15 protein-coding genes are annotated in these 17,284 nt (G+C 73.8%); 10 read left to right on the top strand and 5 right to left on the bottom strand.

The genetic code is table 11. The features are described from left to right. Window positions 1-130 precede the first annotated feature (130 nt). The 3 genes from BUB75_RS47430 to BUB75_RS39095 are packed head-to-tail and all read left to right on the top strand — an operon-like array spanning window position 131 to window position 3,194. Window positions 131-985, top strand: coding sequence for a hypothetical protein (locus BUB75_RS47430; protein ID WP_073264986.1), 855 nt, complete (start codon window positions 131-133; stop codon window positions 983-985). Further along, window positions 982-2,157, top strand: a complete 1,176-nt coding sequence (locus tag BUB75_RS47425) for an MFS transporter (protein ID WP_073264984.1) — start codon at window positions 982-984, stop codon at window positions 2,155-2,157. Before BUB75_RS47430 ends, BUB75_RS47425 begins: the two co-directional genes overlap by 4 nt. Next, entirely contained in the window at window positions 2,154-3,194 is a 1,041-nt protein-coding gene (locus BUB75_RS39095; protein ID WP_073264982.1) for a LacI family DNA-binding transcriptional regulator, read from the top strand. Before BUB75_RS47425 ends, BUB75_RS39095 begins: the two co-directional genes overlap by 4 nt. Here BUB75_RS39095 and BUB75_RS39090 read toward each other — a convergent pair. Beyond that, window positions 3,175-4,422 carry a serine hydrolase domain-containing protein gene (locus tag BUB75_RS39090; RefSeq protein WP_073264980.1) on the bottom strand — a complete coding sequence of 416 codons (1,248 nt, stop codon included), beginning with the start codon at window positions 4,420-4,422 and terminating at the stop codon, window positions 3,175-3,177. The genes BUB75_RS39095 and BUB75_RS39090 overlap by 20 nt on opposite strands. Before the next feature lie 462 nt (window positions 4,423-4,884). On the opposite strand from BUB75_RS39090, the gene BUB75_RS39085 reads away from it, so the two are divergent. Continuing rightward, a complete protein-coding gene (locus BUB75_RS39085; RefSeq protein ID WP_073264978.1) occupies window positions 4,885-5,904 on the top strand; it encodes a medium chain dehydrogenase/reductase family protein in 1,020 nt (339 codons plus the stop codon). Between the two features lie 393 nt (window positions 5,905-6,297). Here BUB75_RS39085 and BUB75_RS39080 read toward each other — a convergent pair whose 3' ends face one another. Together BUB75_RS39080 and BUB75_RS39075 are read right to left on the bottom strand one after the other, a co-directional pair. Beyond that, window positions 6,298-7,269, bottom strand: coding sequence for a zinc-binding dehydrogenase (locus BUB75_RS39080; protein ID WP_073264977.1), 972 nt, complete (start codon window positions 7,267-7,269; stop codon window positions 6,298-6,300). Window positions 7,270-7,324: 55 nt separating this feature from the next. Beyond that, on the bottom strand, window positions 7,325-7,747 hold the full coding sequence (locus BUB75_RS39075) for a hypothetical protein (protein ID WP_073264975.1): 423 nt from the start codon (window positions 7,745-7,747) through the stop codon (window positions 7,325-7,327). Window positions 7,748-7,870: 123 nt separating this feature from the next. Here BUB75_RS39075 and BUB75_RS39070 point away from each other — a divergent pair, with 123 nt between their 5' ends. After that, window positions 7,871-9,073 carry a monooxygenase gene (locus tag BUB75_RS39070; protein ID WP_073264967.1) on the top strand — a complete coding sequence of 401 codons (1,203 nt, stop codon included), beginning with the start codon at window positions 7,871-7,873 and terminating at the stop codon, window positions 9,071-9,073. Here the strand turns inward: BUB75_RS39070 and BUB75_RS39065 are convergent. Further along, the gene (locus tag BUB75_RS39065; protein WP_073264965.1) at window positions 9,051-10,139 is read right to left on the bottom strand and encodes an Lrp/AsnC family transcriptional regulator; all 1,089 of its coding nucleotides are present in this window, start codon (window positions 10,137-10,139) and stop codon (window positions 9,051-9,053) included. The genes BUB75_RS39070 and BUB75_RS39065 overlap by 23 nt on opposite strands. 99 nt (window positions 10,140-10,238) lie before the next feature. Between BUB75_RS39065 and BUB75_RS39060 the strand changes: the two genes are divergently transcribed. From BUB75_RS39060 to BUB75_RS39040, 5 genes are all read left to right on the top strand, one after another. Then, complete coding sequence (locus BUB75_RS39060; RefSeq protein ID WP_073264963.1) at window positions 10,239-11,426, top strand: M20 metallopeptidase family protein; 1,188 nt, start codon at window positions 10,239-10,241, stop codon at window positions 11,424-11,426. Continuing rightward, complete coding sequence (locus tag BUB75_RS39055) at window positions 11,423-12,841, top strand: MFS transporter (protein WP_073264961.1); 1,419 nt, start codon at window positions 11,423-11,425, stop codon at window positions 12,839-12,841. Before BUB75_RS39060 ends, BUB75_RS39055 begins: the two co-directional genes overlap by 4 nt. A 130-nt stretch (window positions 12,842-12,971) precedes the next feature. Then, complete coding sequence (locus BUB75_RS39050) at window positions 12,972-14,201, top strand: LLM class flavin-dependent oxidoreductase (protein ID WP_073264959.1); 1,230 nt, start codon at window positions 12,972-12,974, stop codon at window positions 14,199-14,201. Beyond that, entirely contained in the window at window positions 14,198-15,541 is a 1,344-nt protein-coding gene (locus BUB75_RS39045) for an NtaA/DmoA family FMN-dependent monooxygenase (protein ID WP_073264957.1), read from the top strand. Before BUB75_RS39050 ends, BUB75_RS39045 begins: the two co-directional genes overlap by 4 nt. 106 nt (window positions 15,542-15,647) lie before the next feature. Continuing rightward, the gene (locus tag BUB75_RS39040; protein ID WP_073264955.1) at window positions 15,648-16,367 is read left to right on the top strand and encodes a GNAT family N-acetyltransferase; all 720 of its coding nucleotides are present in this window, start codon (window positions 15,648-15,650) and stop codon (window positions 16,365-16,367) included. Between the two features lie 77 nt (window positions 16,368-16,444). Here the strand turns inward: BUB75_RS39040 and BUB75_RS45835 are convergent, their stop codons facing one another. Continuing rightward, on the bottom strand, window positions 16,445-17,017 hold the full coding sequence (locus BUB75_RS45835) for a hypothetical protein (protein WP_143175701.1): 573 nt from the start codon (window positions 17,015-17,017) through the stop codon (window positions 16,445-16,447). Window positions 17,018-17,284: the final 267 nt, after the last annotated feature.

Here is a 17,284-nt window from a genome sequence, read left to right as displayed (position 1 = left end):
CTGCAATCGATTGCTGCGCCGGATCATCCCGATCGTTTCTCCACTGTGTCAAGGATCACTTCACTGGCTGAAACGCGCTTGTTATGCGGGGCTGGCGCACTGCAATCGAGTGCAACTATGGTGCGGATTCGTGCGCACCTCGGTGGCTGTCGGGGCTTTCAGCCCCTCCGTCCTGCTGCGGGTGGCCCGTGTCGTCGGGGTGCTCGGTTCCTTCGCGGTGGACGAGGTGCCGGTGGCCTCGTCGCCCGCGCAGTTCCGGTCGCTTCTGGACGGGACGCTGGACGCCGCGCTGACCAGCCCCGACAACGCGCTCGCGTACCGGTACGTGCCGGACAACCCGCTCGGGACGACGGCCGACGTCCGGATCGTGTCGGCGGTGGACGGTGGCCTCGGCCTGGCGCTGTACGCGCGGCGGGGTGTGCCGCTGGACGTCCTCGGCGTCGACGTCCCGGACTCGGGATTCGCGTTCGCGGCGTACGCGCTGCTGGACTCGCTGGGGATTTCCGGCTACCGGGTCGTGGCACTGGGGTCGACGCCGCGGCGGCTGTCCGCGCTGCTCCGCGGGGAGTGCGCGGCCACGATGCTCAACGCCGGGAGCGACCTGCGAGCCACCGAGGAGGGGTGCGTCGCGCTGGCCCGGGTGTCGTCGGTGTGCGGGCCGTACCTGGGCACCGTGCTCGCGACCGTGGGGCCGGTGTCCGACGCGGTCGCGGGGTTGGCGCACGCTCTTCGAGTGACCACCGCACGCATCCTCGCCGGCGAACTCGACGACGTCGTCACCGCGGAAGCGGCCACGATCGTCGGGCCGTCGCTCGCCCCCGCCTATCTCGGGTTGCTCCGCGACCCCGCCGAAGGGCTGGTGCCCGGCGGGTCGGTGTCCCCGGCGTCCCTGGAGACGGTCGTCCGGCTCCGGGAGCGGTTCCGGCCGGGCGCAGATCTGACCGACGCGCTGGCGCCCGGCTCCGGACTGGTCGTGCGCGCGTGAGTCGTCGGGCCGGCCGGTTACTCCAGGGGACCGCGCTGGTCAGCACCCTCGACCGGTTCGCGATGCCGCCGATGCTGGTCGCGATCGCCCGCGACCTCGACGTCCCGCTCACCCAGGTGGTGCAGGCCGCGAGCGTGTACTTCCTCGCGTACGGGCTGATGCAGCCGGTCTGGGGCGTCGTCTCCGACCGCGTCGGTCTCATTCGGACGATGCGCGCGGCGCTGCTCGTCGCGAGCGTGGCCACCGGCGCCTCGGCGCTGGTCGGCGGACCGGTCGCGCTGGCCGCCGCCCGCGGGCTGGCCGGTGCGTGTTTCAGCGCGGCGATCCCGGCCGGGCTGGTGTACCTCGGCGACACGGTGCCCACGGCCGACCGCCAGCGGGAGATCACGAACTTCATGTCGGGCAGCGCGGTGGGCACCGCGCTGGGTGCCGCGTTCGCCGGCGTCGTCGCGCAGGCGGTGAGCTGGCGGGTGACGTTCGTCGTCACCGGTCTCCTGGCGGTCGTGCTGGTCGCGGCGTTGCGCCACTTACCACCGCCCGGGGTGAGCCGCCGCTCCCAGCGTTTCCGCACCGCGGTCCGGGACGTCGGCCGCTCCCGCGCGACCTGGCTCGTCCTGCTGCTCGCGTTCGGCGACGGCGTCGTGCTGCTCGGCGTCCTGACGCTGCTGCCCGCGGCGGTCGAGGCCACCGGCGTCGGCGCCGGGGTGGCCGGGGCGGTCACCGGTGTCTACGGTGTCGCGGTGCTGGTGTTCGCCCGGCTGGCCGGGGTGCTGTCCGGACGAACCGGCCGCTGGCAGCTGCCCGCGGCGGGCGCCGCCGGTGCGCTGGCCGGGTGTGTGCTGATCGCGGTCACCCAGGTGCCCGCAGTGGCCGTCGTCACCGCGTTCCTGCTGGGCATGGGGTGGGCGTGGTTGCACTCGACGATGCAGACCTGGGCGACCGAGGTGTTGCCGTCGGCGCGCGCCACGGTCGTGTCACTGTTCGCGGCGGCGCTGTTCCTCGGCAGCGCGATCGCGGCGGCGCTGGCCGCCGGTCCGGCCGAGGACGGGCGGTTCGGCGCGGTGTTCGCGGTGGCGGCGGTGCTGACCGTGCCGCTGGGCGTCGCGGCGGCAGTGGGTCGCGCGCGCTGGCGCGCGGAAGCGGACGACGACCGCGAGGGGGCAGCGGCATGAAGAAACTCCGAGCGGCGCCGACGCTGCGGGACGTCGCGGCGCTGGCCGGCGTCCACGCGACGACCGCGTCCCGGGCGCTCAACCCGCAGACCCGTCCGCTCGTCAACGCCGACACCGTCCGGAAGGTCATCCGGGCCGCGGAGTCGCTCGGCTACCAGCCGAACCCGATCGCGCGCAGCCTGAAGACCGCCCGCTCGTTCACGGTCGGCCTGGTCATTCCCGACCTCACCAACCCGCTGTTCCCGCCGATCGTCCGGGGCGCGGAGAGCGTCCTGCTCCCGGCCGGGTACAACGCCTGGATCGTCAACACGGACAACGACGCCGACCGCGAGCGCGCGCAGGTGGAGTCGCTGCGTTCCCGGCAGGTGGAGGGCCTGATCGTGGCCACCGCACTCCTGGACCACCCGCTGCTGACCGAGTTGCACGCGCACGGCGTCCGCGTCGTGCTGGTCAACCGGCGGGTCGGAGGCATCGAGGCTCCGTCGATCACCGGCGACGACGCGGCCGGCGTCGCGTCGGCGGTCGGGCACCTGGCCGACCTCGGGCACCGCCGCATCGCCCACCTCGCCGGGCCGCAGTCGACGTCGACCGGGGTGGCGCGCGCCCGGGCGTTCCGGCACGCGGTCACCGACCGCGGGCTGGAGTACGACCCGACGCTGGTCGTGGAGTGCGAGCACTGGGCGGAGGCCGACGGGGCACGCGCGCTGCGGTCGCTGCTGGAGGCTGGGCGCCGGTTCACCGCGGTCGTCGCCGGCAACGACCTGATCGCGCTGGGCTGCTACGACGTCTTCGCCGAGCGTGGCCTGTCGTGCCCGGACGACGTGAGCGTCGTCGGCTTCAACGACATGCCGTTCCTCGACAAGATGCGCCCGCCGCTGACTACGGTGAGCGTCCCGCACTACGAGGTCGGCGCCGAGGCCGCCCGGATGCTGCTGGAGACGATCGAGGATCCGGACCGGGTGGCCCGCTCGGTGCTGATGCCGACGTCGCTGGTGGTGCGCGGGTCGACGGCGCCGGTTACGGGGTCCGGTCGATGAGCGCGGAGTAGACGAGCTGGTGCAGCTGGCTGCGTAACGGGTAGGTGTTCGACGGCAGCAGCTGGGTGAGGAAGACGACGGTCAGCTGCTCGGCCGGGTCCACCCAGAACGCCGTGCTCGCGGCGCCGCCCCAGCCGAACTCACCGGCGCTGCCGAGCGTCCGCCCGGCGACCGGGTCGAGCACCACCGAGACGCCGAGCCCGAACCCGGTGCCCTCGTACGTCGTCTCGGCGAACAGCGGCCGGCCGAACGCGGCCAGGTCGACGCCGCCCGGCAGGTGGTTCGCGGCCATGTACCGCACCGTGCGATCCCCCAGCAGCCGGACGCCGTCCAGCTCGCCGCGCTGGAGCAGCATCTGCGCGAAGCGGTGGTAGTCGTTCCGGGTGGACACCAGCCCGCCGCCGCCCGCGAGGTAACGCGGTTCGCGCAGGATCGCCCGGCCCATCCGCTCGTTCCGGACCATCTTCGCGCCGTCGCGTGACGTCGGGGCGTAGAGCGCGGCGAGCCGGTCGGCGTCGGCCGCCGCGACCGTGAACGCGGTGTCGGTCATCTTCAGCGGGCCGAAGATCCGCTCGGCGAAGAACGCGTCGAGCGTCTGCCCGGACAGCACCTCGACGAGACGCCCGACGACGTCGATGGAGACCGAGTAGTTCCACTCGGTGCCGGGCTGGAACGCCAGCGGCAGACCGGCCCACGCGTCGACACAACCGGCCAGGTCGAGCCCCCGCGGCGTGCCCCATTCGAAGCCGGCGGCCCGGTAGATCTCGTCCAGGACGTCGACGTGGTGGAAGCCGTAGGTGAGGCCCGCGGTGTGGGTCAGCAGGTGCCAGATCCGGACCGGTTCGATCGCGGGCACGGTCACCGGGCGCGCGGCGGTGCCACCGACCAGGACCCGCTGGTTCTCGAACGCGGGGAGGTACTTGCCGACCGGGTCGGTCAGCTCGAACGCGCCCTCCTCGTAGAGCATCAGCGCCGCGACCGCGGTGATCGGCTTGGTCATCGAGTAGATCCGGTACAGCGTGTCGTCGGTGACCGGGGTGCCCGCTTCGACGTCCCTCTTGCCGTACGTGCTCGCGTGGGCGGTGCGCCCGTAGCGGCCGATCACCAGCGACCACCCCGGCAGGCGTCCCTCGTCGACGTAGCGGGCGAAGTGCCGGTCGACCCGCGCCAGGCGCGTCGGGTCGAGCCCGACCTCACGCGGGTCGACCTCGGTCACGGTCTGCGTCATCGCGTCTCCTCCCGGCCCCGGTGCCGCCACCATCCTCGACGGAAGGCGCGCTTCCGGGGGCGCGCTTCCCCGGGAATGGGCAATTTCACTGATGCCGTGCCCCCGCTCGGGGAGATGCCGCGCCGCCCGCGGGGGTTCCGCCCCGACCGCGCACCACCCCGGATCCCGCACGGCCCGCGCCTCGCTCGGGAGATGCCGCGCCGCCCGCGGCGCGCCCGCGCGGGCGCCGTGACCCCGCGCGGGCGCCGTGACCCCGCGCGGGCGGGCCCGCGCCCGGCGGCCCGCGGCCGCGGCGCCACGCGCAGAAAGTTGGCCACCTATCGACCTCTCCACCAGCGGCGATAGGTCGATGGGTGGACATCTTTCTGGTGGCCGGGTTGACGTGGACGCCGGTGTGAGTGTTCAATCACTCCTATAAACAGTGAGTGGTCAACCACTCTTCCGAACCGAGAGGAGCAACCGATGCTGACCGAGATCGTTCTGCCGGGGATCGTCGAGCCCGAAGGCCTCGTCGTCCGCACCCGCGCGCTGCCCGAGCCGGGCCCCGGCCAGGCGCGGGTCGCGGTCGAGGCCAGCGGCGTCTCGTTCGCCGAGCAGCAGATGCGCCGCGGCAAGTACTACGACCAGCCCGCGTTCCCGTTCGTCCCGGGTTACGACCTGGTCGGCACGGTCACCGCGGTCGGGCCCGGTGCCGACCCGACGCTGATCGGCCGGCGGTTCGCCGCGCTGACCAAGATCGGCGGGTGGGCCAGTGACGCGATCGTCGAGGCGGAGGACCTCGTGCCCGTGCCGGCCGGCGTCGACCCGGCCGCCGCGGAGACCGTCGTCGTCAACGGCATCACGGCCTGGCAGATGCTGCACCGGATCGCGAAGGTCCGCCGCGGCGGGACGATCCTGGTGCACGGCGCGAACGGCGGTGTCGGCTCGACGCTCGTGCAGCTGGCCCGGCACGCCGGGATCCGCGTGCTGGGCACCGCGTCCCAGCGCAACCACGACGCGGTGCGCGCGCTCGGCGCTGAGCCGATCGACTACCGCGCGGACGTCCCGGCGCGTGTCCGCGAACTCGCCCCGGACGGCGTCGACGCGGTGTTCGACCACGTCGGCGGCCCCGGCATCGTCGACTCGTACCGTCTCTTGGCGCGCGGCGGCACGCTCGTCTCCTACGGCACCGCCGCGACCAAGAACGACCCCGGCAGCTCCTCACTGCCGGTCCTGCGGCTAGTCGCGCGGCTGGCCTGGTGGAACGCGCTGCCGAACGGCCACCGCGCGACGTTCTACAACATCTGGGCCGGGCGTCGGCGCCGCGCGGCCTTCCAGGCCCGCCTCCGCGAGGACCTCGCTGCGGTGTTCGGCCTGTTGGCCGACGGCGCGATCACCGCGCAGGTCGCGGCCCGCGTCCCGCTCACCCAGGCTGCGGACGCTCTGCGCCTGGCCGAGTCGGGCACGGTAACCGGCAAGGTCGTCCTCGTCCCAGCAGCATGACGCCGGCCGCAGCACCCGCCCCCGGACAGCCGCCGCGCCAGACCGGGCCCCGCCAGACCGGGCCCCGCCAGACCGGGCCCCGCCAGACCGGACCCCGCCAGACCGGGCCCGCCAGACCGGACCGCGTCCGGCGGGGCCGGACCGCGTCGGGCGGGGGCCGGACCGCGTCGGGCGGGGGCCGGACCGCGTCGGGCGGGGGCCGGGCCACGTCGCGAGGGCCGGGCCGCGTCGGGCGGGGGCCGGACCGCGTCGGGCGGGGGCCGGACCGCGTCGGGCGGGGCCGGACCGCGTCGGGCGGGGCCGGACCGCGTCGGGCGGGGGCCGGGCCACGTCGCGAGGGCCGGGCCGCGTCGCGCGGGGGCCGGACCGCGTCGCGCGGGGCCGGGCGCGGCGTCAGGGCAGCAGGAGTGCCTTTCCGGGTACCGCGCGGGCGGCCAGGGCCTCGTGGGCGTCGGAGGCCTTCTCCAGCGGGAACGTCGCACCGATCGCAGGCACCAGCCGCCCGGCGGCAGCCTCGGCCAGCGCACGAGCCAACTGCACCCGCATCCGCTCCTGCGTCAACTGCACCTCGGCGATCCCGCACACGCTGACCCCCCGCGCCGCGGCCACGCCCGGATCAACGCCGGCGAACACGCCGCTCGCGGCACCGTGGCCGGAGAACCGTCCGCCGTCGGCGGTGAGCGTGAACGCCGTCTCCCCCACCGCACCGCCCGCGCCGTCGAGCACCGCGGCGAACCCGGCGCCACCGGTGAGCGCCCGCGCCGCGTCGGCCCATTCGGGCGATGAGTAGTCCACCGGCTCCGCGCCGTTCTGCCGGACCAGCGCGAGCTTCTCTTCACCCCGGGCGGCCCCGACGACGCGCCCGCCCGCTGCGGCGGCCAGCTGGAGCAGCAGCACGCCCATCCCGCCGGCGGCTGCGGTGATCAGCACCCACTCTCCCGGCCGGACGTCCAGCGCGTCGGTGAGCGTCAACCCGGTGATCGCGTCGTGCAGCAGCGCCGCCGCGACCTCCGACGACACGCCGTCCGGCACCGGCACCAGTTCGTCGGCGCGGGCGAGGCCACGCTCCCGATAGCCGCCGGTGCCGAGGAAACCGCCGGTGTAGGCCGCGACCCGGCGTCCGACCCAGCCCGGGTCGACACCATCGCCCACCGCCGACACCGTCCCGCTGTACCCGTCGCCCGGGACGTAGGGCAACTGGACGCCGAAGTCGAACGCCCCGAGCCGCACCTGGGTGTCGACGAACAGGACGTCGGCCGCCGCGACGTCCACCACTGCCTCGCCCGGCCCGGGAACCGGGTCGGGCACCTCCACCGGCGTCAGGACCTCCGGTCCGCCGAACTCCGCCACCTGAATGACCCACATGTCGTCCTCCCCTTGTCGCCGGGAGGACAGCGTCCGATCTCAACCGCGCTTGAGGTCAAGCACGATCGGTGGGATGTTCGACGCGGTAGTTGTGGTCGCGCTCGACGACGTGGATCTCGGTGTAGGAGTGGGCGGCCGACAGCCGGTTCTTCACGGCCTCGACCACCGAGGCGTGACCGGCCTCCGCCTCGGCACGGGTCCGCCACCGGTCGATCCGGGAGAGGTCGTCGTGATGCTCGGCCAAGCCGCTGACGAGCGTCTCGAACTCGGCGATGTTCTCGCCCATCGCGCGGTTGGCGGGCAGCCAGACCGTGGAGACCGTCGCCAGTTTGCCGCCGTGCATGCCCCCCGAGTACAGGTCGGAGAGCCCGACGTGCAGGAGCTCCGGCGTGTTTTCCCAGGTGAAGGCCGAGACGATCTCTGGGCCGGTGAGGAACTCCTCGACGCCACGCTCGGTGAATCGGGTTGTCTCGCTCATCGCCTCTCATTCCACCCTAGATGTGCTCAGCTCGGGCGGATCTTCCCGGCGCGTCGGAATACCCGGCGCGGATCTCGGTAACACCCCGCCGCCCCGAGGTACCGGCGAGTACCGTCCTGGGGCATGACACCGGCCCGGCGACGGCTGGCCCGCATCGTGGCGGCGCTGCTCCTCGCGGCGTCGAGCAGTGTGCTCGTGGCCTGCTCGGAGCCGACGCCCGAGGCGGCCCCACCGGCCGCCACGCACCTGCACGCGACGACGTCTCCCCCGCCCACCGCACCGCTGCGCACGGGCGAGCGGTTCCAGCAGCTCGCGATGGCCGAGCCCTACACACCGCAACCCACCGGCGGCGGAACCGACGAGTACCGCTGTTTCCTCGTCGACCCGAAGCTGACCGCACCGGCCTACCTGACCGGGAGCCAGTTCCTGCCGCAGAATCCGGCGATCGTCCACCACGCGATTTTCTTCCGGGTACCGCCCGAGCAGGTCGCCGAGGCCCAGTCGCTGGACGCCGAGGCGCCGGGCGCGGGCTGGCGCTGCTTCGGCGGCACCGGCATCGGCGGCACCGGCCCGGGCGCCCAGCTCGCCGGCGGAGCCGCGTGGGTCGCCGCCTGGGCGCCCGGCGGGGGCGAAAACCTGACGACGCCCGGCACCGGCTACCCGCTCGCGGCCGGAAGCAGGCTGGTCATGCAGGTGCACTACAGCCTGCTGGCCACCGGGGGCGAGCCCGCCGGGACCGACCGGTCGGGCATCCGGCTCCGGCTCGTCGACCGGACGACGGCGCTCACCGCGCTGAAGACCCGGCTGCTGACCGCACCGGTGGAGCTGGCCTGCGCACCCGGCGAGAGCGGCAACCTCTGTGACCGCGAGCGGGCCGTGCTCGACGTCATCCACCGGTTCGGCCCGGACGCGGGCGCCACGGTCGCAGGCCTCAACGCGCTCTGCAACGACGGCCGGGCCCCGGTGCCCGCGGTGACCCAACGCTGCGACCGCACGGTGCGCGACCCCGGCACGATCCACGCGGTGGCCGGCCACATGCACCTGCTCGGCAAGTCGATCCGGGTCGAGCTCAACCCCGGTAAGCCGGGCGCGCGGACGCTGCTCGACGTCCCCCGCTACGACTTCGACGACCAGGGCGCACGGCCGCTGACGCCGCCGGTCGCGGTGAAGGCGGGCGACACGCTCCGGGTCACGTGCACGCACGACGCGACGCTCCGGCGGACGCTGCCCGCGCTGAAGTCGCTGGAGCCCCGGTACGTGGTCTGGGGCGACGGGACGAGCGACGAGATGTGCCTGGGCGTCGTCATCTGGGCGCCGGAAGCCTGAGTCGGCCGAGCAACGCGGATTCGGCCGCGTCGGCGGCGGGGTCGGTCCACAGCGCCAGCGGCACCAGCCGCAGGTGCCTGCCGGCTGCGTCGAGCACGTGCCCGCCCAGCTTCACCGGCCAGAGCGTCACGGCCCGGTCGGTGACGACCAGCCGGGGAAACTGGCGGCCGAGGCGCGCCTCGAACGCCGGGAGGTCGCCGATCGACCGCAGCCAGATCGTCACCATGAGGTTGGCCGCGCCGGACAGCGACGCGCACAGCCGGGTCTCCCGCGCCCCGGCCAGCTGCGCGGCCACGTCGGCGACCTCGCCGGGCGGCGCCACCGCCCAGAGCGTCACACCGACCGGCCAGCCGGACAGCGAACGGGCCACCTCGCACCGGTAGACCAGCGTGCCACCCGCCTCCAGGCGGGCGATCCGCCGCCGGACCGTGCTCGGGCTCAGGCCGGTGCGCTCGGCGAGCCGGGTCACCGGCTGCCGGAAGTCGCGCTGGAGTTCCCGCACCAGGTCCTCGTCCTCGGCCGCCAGCCCGATCCGCGGTGCGTCGGCGGAACCGCTGGGACGGGCGAGGGCCTCCCGCCCCGACGTGTCCAGCCGTTCCAACCGCCAGCGGCTGCCCTCGACGTGCACGGCGGTGGCGACCTGGGTCCGGGTCGCGGCGATGCCCGGCAGCGTGCCCAGCCGGAACCCGGCGTACCGCGCGAGCGTGGCCAGGTCCCCGAAGACCGCGGTGAGCAGCAGGTCGCGCCCGCCGGTGACCTGCTCCATCGTGATCAGGTGCGGATCGTCCGCCAACTCGGCGACCACCGAGGGGATCTGTCCCGGCGCGCAGTCCAGCTCGATCACCGCGACGACCGGCGGCCCGGCCGCGAGCGTCAGCGGGTAACAGCTGAGCCAGGCCCGGCCGGAGCCGACCAGCCGGTCCCAGCGGCGGGCCGCGGTCGAGGCGTCGACGCCGATGGCCCGGCCGATCCGGCGCCAGTCGGCGCGCGGAGCGGTCTGCAGTGCGGTGACCAGTTGCAGATCGACGGCGTCCAACGGGGCGCTGCTGGTGGATTCCGGCGTCACATCAGGCTTCCTGATTGATCCTGGCGAAAACGAGGCACGATCCGGCGCGCTCCCGATACTAAGCCGACCGTGACGCCCTCTCGATCGGATCAACGCTCGATGTCCCTCCTCACCGACGCCGCTGACCTGCGCGACGACCTCGTCGCGCTCCGCCGGGACCTGCACCGTCACCCCGAGCTCGGCCTGTCGCTGCCCCGGACCCAGGAGCGGCTGCTGGCGGCGCTGGACGGGCTGCCGCTCGAGGTGTCCACCGGCGACCAGCTGACCTCGATCACCGCGGTGCTGCGGGGTGGTCGCCCGGGCCCGGCGGTACTGCTGCGCGCGGACCTCGACGCGCTGCCGGTCGGTGAAGAGAGCGGCGTCCCGTACACGTCGACCGTGCCGGGCGTCTCCCACGCCTGCGGTCACGACCTGCACGCCGCCGGGCTCGTCGGCGCGGCGCGGCTGCTCGCGGCGCGCCGCGCGGACCTGGCCGGCGACGTCGTCTTCATGTTCCAGCCCGGCGAGGAGGGCCACAACGGGGCCGGCCTGATGATCGACGAAGGCGTCCTGGACGCCGCGGGTGAGCGGGTGACCGCCGCCTTCGCGCTGCACGTGTTCTCCGGCGCCGCACCGCAGGGCCTGGTGGCCACCCGTCCGGGCACGGTCCTCTCCGCGTCCGACACCGTGCGGGTCACGGTCACCGGCGCCGGCGGGCACGGCTCGGCGCCGCACCTGGCGGCGGATCCGGTGCCGGCGATCTGCGCGATGGTCGGGGCTCTGCAGACGCTGGTGACCCGCACCGTCGACGTCTTCGACCCGGCGGTGATCACGGTCGGGTCGCTGCACGCCGGGTCGGCGGCGAACGTCATCCCGGACACCGCGGTCTTCGAGGCGACGGTCCGGTCGTTTTCCGCGGCGACCCGCGAGCGCGTCCGGATCGGCCTCGAACGGACGGTGCGCGGCATCGCGGCTGCCCACGGCGTCGACGTCGAGGTCGACCACCGGTCGCTCTACCCGCCCACGGTGAACGACCCCGACCAGACCGCGTACGCGGTCGGCACCGCGACCGAGCTGTTCGGACCGGGCCGGGTGTTCCAGCCGCCGAACCCGCTGCCCGGCTCCGAGGACTTCTCGCTGGTGCTGGAGAACGTGCCCGGCGCGTTCGTCGGCCTGGGCGCTTGCCCGACCGACCGGGACTTCGCCACGGCCCCGCTCAACCACTCCGCGCAGGCCGTGTTCGACGACGCGGTGCTCCCGGACGCCGCCGCGCTGCTGGCGAGCCTCGCGCTCGGGCGCCTGACGTGACCGACGCTCCCCGCACCTCAGTGCGGACCGTCGTCGGCCTGCTCGTCCTGTTCGAGGTGACCAGCGGCTTCCTGCAGACCTCTCTCCTGCCGCTACTCCCGGACCTGGGTGACCGGCTCGGCGTCTCGGACGCCGACCTGACCTGGGTCACGACCGTCCAGTTGCTGGCGGCGGCGGTCTCGGTCCCGGTGCTCGGCCGCCTCGGCGACCGGTACGGCCACCGGCGGGTGCTGCGGGCGTCGTTGATCGCTCTCGCGATCGGGTCGGTCCTGGTTGCGGTCGCACCCTCGCTACCGGTCCTGCTGGCCGGCCGTGCACTTCAGGGGACGCTGGCCGCATTGCTGCCGCTGGAGATGGGCCTGGTCCGCGACCGCCTTCCTCAGGACGACGCCCGGCGCGCGATCGCCCGTCTGGTGGCCGCGCTGACGCTCGGCGGTGTGCTCGGCGGCGTCGTGACCGGAGCGGCACACGCGCTGGTCGACGACGTCGCGGTGGTGCTCTGGCTCCCCGCGCTGGCCGCGATCGTGTGCGTACCGATCTCGTTCCTCCGGATCCCGGAGAGCACCCGGCGCGCGCCCGGCGGCGTGGACTGGGCAGGCGCCGGAACGCTGGCGATCGGCATGGTCGCGTTGCTCGGCGCGTTCTCGCTGGCCGAGGACGGGTCGCTCGCCGTCGGCGGGGGCCTGCTCGTGCTCGCGGTCGCCACGCTGGCCGTCTTCGTCCGGATCGAACTCCGCATTCCCGAGCCGCTGGTCGACCTGCGGCTGCTGGCCTCCCGCGCGGTCGCGCCGCTGTTCGGCGTCGCGTTCGCGTTCGGTTTTGTCTACTTCGGGTCGCAGGCCGTCGCGTCGCCGTTCCTCGCCGCGGACCCGGAGACGGCCGGGTACGGGTTCGACCTCTCCGCGTTCTCGATCTCGGTGCTGACGCTGCCCTCGGCGCTGGCCGCGCTGGCCGGTTCCGCGCTGACCACCCGCTTGGCCGCCCGGCTCGGCTATCCGGGCACGCTGGTCGCGGCGTTCGGCGCGATGTCGGCCGGGTTCGTGCTGCTGGCCGGTCTGCACACGGCGGTCTGGCAGGTCGTCGTCGCGAACCTGATCGCCGGTCTGGGTGCGGGTGTCGCGCTCGGCGCGATGCCGACGGTGATCGTCGAGGCCGGTCCGCATGCGCGCACGGCGGTGACCGGCGCGCTCTACAACAACGTCAAGACGCTCGGCGGGGCGGTGGCAGGCGCTCTGTTCGCCGCGGTCTTGTCAGCCGTCGTCACCGACGCGGACGCTCACATGCCCGCCGAGAGCGGGTACGTCATCGTCTGGCTGCTCGCCGCGGCCGCGACCGCGCTGGCGGCGGCCGGAATGGTCGTCGTCCGACGCCGCGTCGACGTGCCGCTCGACGTGACAGCCAGTACCAAAGTCTAGTTAGCCGATAGGAATTGGACGATCCGCGTTTCGGCGACTATCGTTCGGGCCGGTAACGGGCGTAAGCCGCAAGCCCGGGGCCGGCGTGGGGGACTCGTGCGTCGGCCTCGACCGGCAACGAGAGGCTCCGATGTCTGCACCCTTACATCTCGCGGTCGCACTCGACGGCGCCGGGTGGCACCCGGCCGCCTGGCGGGAGCCGGACGCACGGCCCACCGACCTGTTCACCGCCGGCTACTGGGCCGACCTCGTCGCCGAGGCGGAGGCCGGGCTCGTCGACCTGGTCACGATCGAGGACGCAGTCGGCCTGCAGACCAGCGACTTCGACGCTCAGGACACCCGCGTCGACCAGGTGCGCGGCCGGTTGGACGCGGTGCTGATCGCGGCCCGGGTGGCGCCGCTGACCCGGCACGTCGGGCTGGTTCCGACCGCGACCGTCACGCACACCGAGCCGTTCCACCTCTCCAAGGCGATCGCGACGCTGGACTACGTCAGCCGGGGCCGCGGCGGCGTGCGGGTGCAGGTCTCCGGCCGGGCGCACGAGGCGGCACACTTCGGACGCCGCACGATTCCGCCGTTCCGCTACGAGGACGTCCTGGAGCTGAACGCGGGCCGCAACCCGGAGCTCGCCACGCTGTTCACCGACCTGTTCGACGAGGCGGCGGACTACGTCGAGGTGCTGCGCCGGCTCTGGGACTCCTGGGAGGACGACGCCGAGATCCGGGACGCCGCCACCGGCCGGTTCATCGACCGCGACAAGCTGCACTACATCGACTTCAGCGGCCGGTTCTTCGACGTCAAGGGCCCGTCGATCACACCGAGGCCGCCGCAGGGCCAGCCGCCGGTGACCGCGCTGGCGCACGCCACGATCCCGTACCGGCTGGCCGCCCGCAGCGCCGACGTCGTCTACGTGACGCCGCACGACGTCGACTCCGCCCGCGCGATCCTCGCCGAGGTCCGCGCCGAGCAGGCCGCGGCCGGACGCGAGGCCGAGACCCTGCACGTCTTCGCCGACCTGGTGGTATTCCTCTCCTCCAGCGACTCCGACGCGGGCGCCGCGACCGATCGGCTGGCGCGCCTCGACGAGCGGGCGGGCGAGGCCTACACCTCGGACGCGCTGGTGTTCACCGGCACCCCGTCCGAGCTCGCCGACCTGCTGCAGGAGTGGCGCGCGGCGGGCCTCTCCGGCTTCCGGCTGCGGCCCGGCGCGCTGCCTGCCGACCTCACCGCGATCACCCGGGGGCTCGTGCCCGAGTTGCAGCGGCGGGACGCGTTCCGCCGCTCCTACGAAGCCGGCACCCTGCGCGGGCTGCTCGGTCTGTCCCGTCCCGCCAACCGGTACGCGGAGGCCACCGCATGACGCAGAAGCAGATCCATCTCGCGGCACACTTTCCCGGCGTCAACAACACGACGGTCTGGAGCGACCCGGCCGGCGGCAGCCACATCGAGTTCGACTCGTTCGTCCACCTGGCCCGGACCGCCGAGCGGGCCAAGTTCGACTTCTTCTTCCTCGCCGAGGGCCTCCGCCTCCGGGAGCAGGGCGGCCAGATCTACGACCTGGACGTCGTCGGCCGCCCCGACACGTTCACGGTGCTGGCCGCGCTCGCCGCGGTCACCGACCGGCTCGGGCTGACCGGCACGATCAACTCGACGTTCAACGAGCCGTACGAGGTCGCCCGGCAGTTCGCCAGCCTCGACCACCTCTCGGCCGGGCGGGCCGGGTGGAACGTCGTGACGTCCTGGGACGCGTTCACCGGCGAGAACTTCCGCCGCGGCGGGTTCCTGCCGGAGTCCGACCGCTACGTCCGCGCGAAGCAGTTCCTGGCGACCGCGACCGAACTGTTCGACTCCTGGCGCGGCGACGAGATCGTCGCGGACCGGGAGGCGGGTGTCTTCCTGTCGGACCCGAACGCCGGTGCGTTCGCGCACACCGACTCGCAGTTCGACATCCACGGCCGGTTCAACGTCCCGCGTTCCCCCCAGGGCCGCCCGGTGATCCTGCAGGCCGGCGATTCGGACGAGGGGCGCGAGTTCGCCGCGGCCACCGCCGACGCGATCTTCAGCAGGCACGGCACGCTCGAGGCCGGGCAGGCGTTCTACGCGGACGTGAAGGGCAGGCTGGCGAAGTACGGCCGGACGCCCGACCAGCTCAAGGTGCTGCCCGCCGCGACGTTCGTGCTCGGCGACACCGACGCGGACGCCCAGGAGAAGGCCGCGGTGGTTCGCCGTCAGCAGGTGAGCGGCCAGACCGCGATCAAGTTCGCCGAGCAACTCTGGAATCGTGACCTGTCCGGTTACGACCCGGATGGTCCGCTGCCCGACGTCGACCCGGTCGTCGGGGACAGCCACATCTCCCGGGGCCGCGCCAGCGTCCGGATGTTCCGCGACCCGGTCGCGGTGGCGGCGCAGTGGCGGGCACTGGCCGAGGAGAAAAAGCTCTCGCTGCGCGAGGTGGTCATCGAGGTCACCGGGCGGCAGAACTTCATCGGGTCGGCCGCGACGATCGCCGAGCAGATCAACACGCTCGTGCAAGCCGACGCCAGCGACGGCTTCATCCTCGTCCCGCACATCACGCCGGGCGGCCTGGACGAGTTCGCCGACACGGTGGTGCCGCTGCTGCAGGAGCGCGGCGTCTTCCGCACCGAGTACGAGGGCACGACGCTGCGGGATCACCTGGGCCTCGGCCCGCTACGTTCATGACCGCGCCACGCTCCGGGACGCGGCCGACCGGGCCTCGGCTCGCTGCAGTCGTGAGGCTCGCCACCCGGCCCGGGTCGTGCGCGCGAAGCGTGCGTAGGGTCGTCCGGTGAGCCTCCTCCGCGACACCGAACCGGACCTCGCGTCCCACCCGCTCGACAACCCCGCCTGGGCCGCGCTGACCGGTCCGCACCGCGAGTTCGCGCGGGTCCACGGCCGGGCCGCGCGGTACCAGCCGGACGTCGCGCCGTTCGGTGTGCTGGCTCCGGACCCGGGGCCGGAGGCGTGGGACGATCTGATCGCGCTGGTCGGCCCGGACAACGTGATCCCGCTCGCCGCGATCGAGGTCACCCCGCCGGACGGTGCCGGCTTCACCGTCGAGATGGCGCTGCCCGGCGTCCAAATGATCGACGCGACGGTGGACGCCGCGGCGGAACCGGACGCGATCCGGCTCACGGCCGCGGACGTTCCCGAGATGCTCGACCTGGTGCGGCGGACGAAGCCGGGGCCGTTCGAGCAGCGGACGATCGAGCTCGGCACGTACCTGGGCATCCGCGACCGTGGTGCGCTGATCGCAATGGCCGGCGAGCGGCTGCACCCGCCGGGGTTCACCGAGATCAGCGCGGTGTGCACGGACCCGGCCTACCGCGGGCAGGGGCTCGCCGGGCGGCTGGTGCGAGCGGTCGCGGCGAACATCCGGGCGCGCGGCGAGGTGCCGTTCCTGCACGCGGCGGCGTCGAACACCGGCGCGATCGCGCTGTACGAGAAGCTCGGGTTCGTGCTGCGGAAGCGGACGATGTTCAGCGCGGTGCGGACGCCGTCCGCCTGAGCCCCAGCCGCGACGGGCGGCGCCGCCGAGCGCCGCCCTGGCGTCACCACCGCACTGACGTCACCACCGCACTGACGTCACCACCGCACTGGCATCACCACCGCCCTGGCATCACCACCACACTCCAGAAAGCCGTCTCGATCCCCGCCCGCGTCGACGTCGCGGCCCGCACCGCCGCCGCCCTCAGGAATAGCGCGATGATCAGCGGCAGATGCAGGTCCGTGAGGATCCCGTCGTCGAATGCTCCCCCATCCACCCTGGACCGGGTCGCGGCCATCATTCCGGCAGCCAAGATCGCGGCCAGCCGACGCCGACGCCACGGGCGGCCCACTGGTGGTGATCGACCGGGGCGGCCGAATCGTGAGCAGGAGCAGCCCGCCGAGGAACAGCACGTCCCCACTCCCGAGGTGGGCGTCCGCGGCCGGGTAGCGGTTCTGCAGGTAGATCACCGCGGCGACGCACGCGGAGACCGCGGTCAGCCCGGCGCTCGCCAGGAGCCGGGACGGAACGAGGGCGCGGTCCGGGGGAAGCAGCGCGGCGCGGGCGTAGCCGGCCGCGAACCGCCAGCGCGCCGCGGTGCCGGACACCTCGGCCAGACGGAGTGACCGAACACCTCGGGCAGCCGTTGGCGGATCGCAGTGCTGAGCCATGGCATCGCACCGCGCATCGAAGGACCCGCCGCCAGGGCGTCCAGGGCGGACCTGGCAGCTCGGCGGACCCGGCAGCTCAGCGGCTCAGCGGCCCTCGCGGCTCAGCGGCTCAGCGGCTCAGCGGCCCTCGCGGCTCAGCGGCTCAGCGGCTCGGCGGCTCGGCGGCATCGTCGGGCATGCCGATGGCCCGGAGCGCGGTGGCGTTCCGGGTGGTCGGCGGGTTCAGGCGTGGTGTCAGGGTGGGTTGAGGGTGGTGCCGTCGGGTCG

Origin of the sequence: Cryptosporangium aurantiacum, from assembly GCF_900143005.1 — a bacterium.
Lineage (GTDB): Bacteria > Actinomycetota > Actinomycetes > Mycobacteriales > Cryptosporangiaceae > Cryptosporangium > Cryptosporangium aurantiacum.
Note: the sequence above shows the minus strand (reverse complement) of the source record. Positions and strands in the feature narration are given on the sequence as shown.

Coding starts and splice junctions, on each gene's coding strand:
- BUB75_RS39095 (WP_073264982.1), top strand. CDS start 2,154: ATGAAGAAACTCCGAGCGGCGCCGACGCTGCGGGACGTCGCGGCGCTG.
- BUB75_RS39090 (WP_073264980.1), bottom strand. CDS start 4,422: ATGACGCAGACCGTGACCGAGGTCGACCCGCGTGAGGTCGGGCTCGAC.
- BUB75_RS39085 (WP_073264978.1), top strand. CDS start 4,885: ATGCTGACCGAGATCGTTCTGCCGGGGATCGTCGAGCCCGAAGGCCTC.
- BUB75_RS39080 (WP_073264977.1), bottom strand. CDS start 7,269: ATGTGGGTCATTCAGGTGGCGGAGTTCGGCGGACCGGAGGTCCTGACG.
- BUB75_RS39075 (WP_073264975.1), bottom strand. CDS start 7,747: ATGAGCGAGACAACCCGATTCACCGAGCGTGGCGTCGAGGAGTTCCTC.
- BUB75_RS39070 (WP_073264967.1), top strand. CDS start 7,871: ATGACACCGGCCCGGCGACGGCTGGCCCGCATCGTGGCGGCGCTGCTC.
- BUB75_RS39060 (WP_073264963.1), top strand. CDS start 10,239: ATGTCCCTCCTCACCGACGCCGCTGACCTGCGCGACGACCTCGTCGCG.
- BUB75_RS39050 (WP_073264959.1), top strand. CDS start 12,972: ATGTCTGCACCCTTACATCTCGCGGTCGCACTCGACGGCGCCGGGTGG.
- BUB75_RS39045 (WP_073264957.1), top strand. CDS start 14,198: ATGACGCAGAAGCAGATCCATCTCGCGGCACACTTTCCCGGCGTCAAC.
- BUB75_RS45835 (WP_143175701.1), bottom strand. CDS start 17,017: ATGGCTCAGCACTGCGATCCGCCAACGGCTGCCCGAGGTGTTCGGTCA.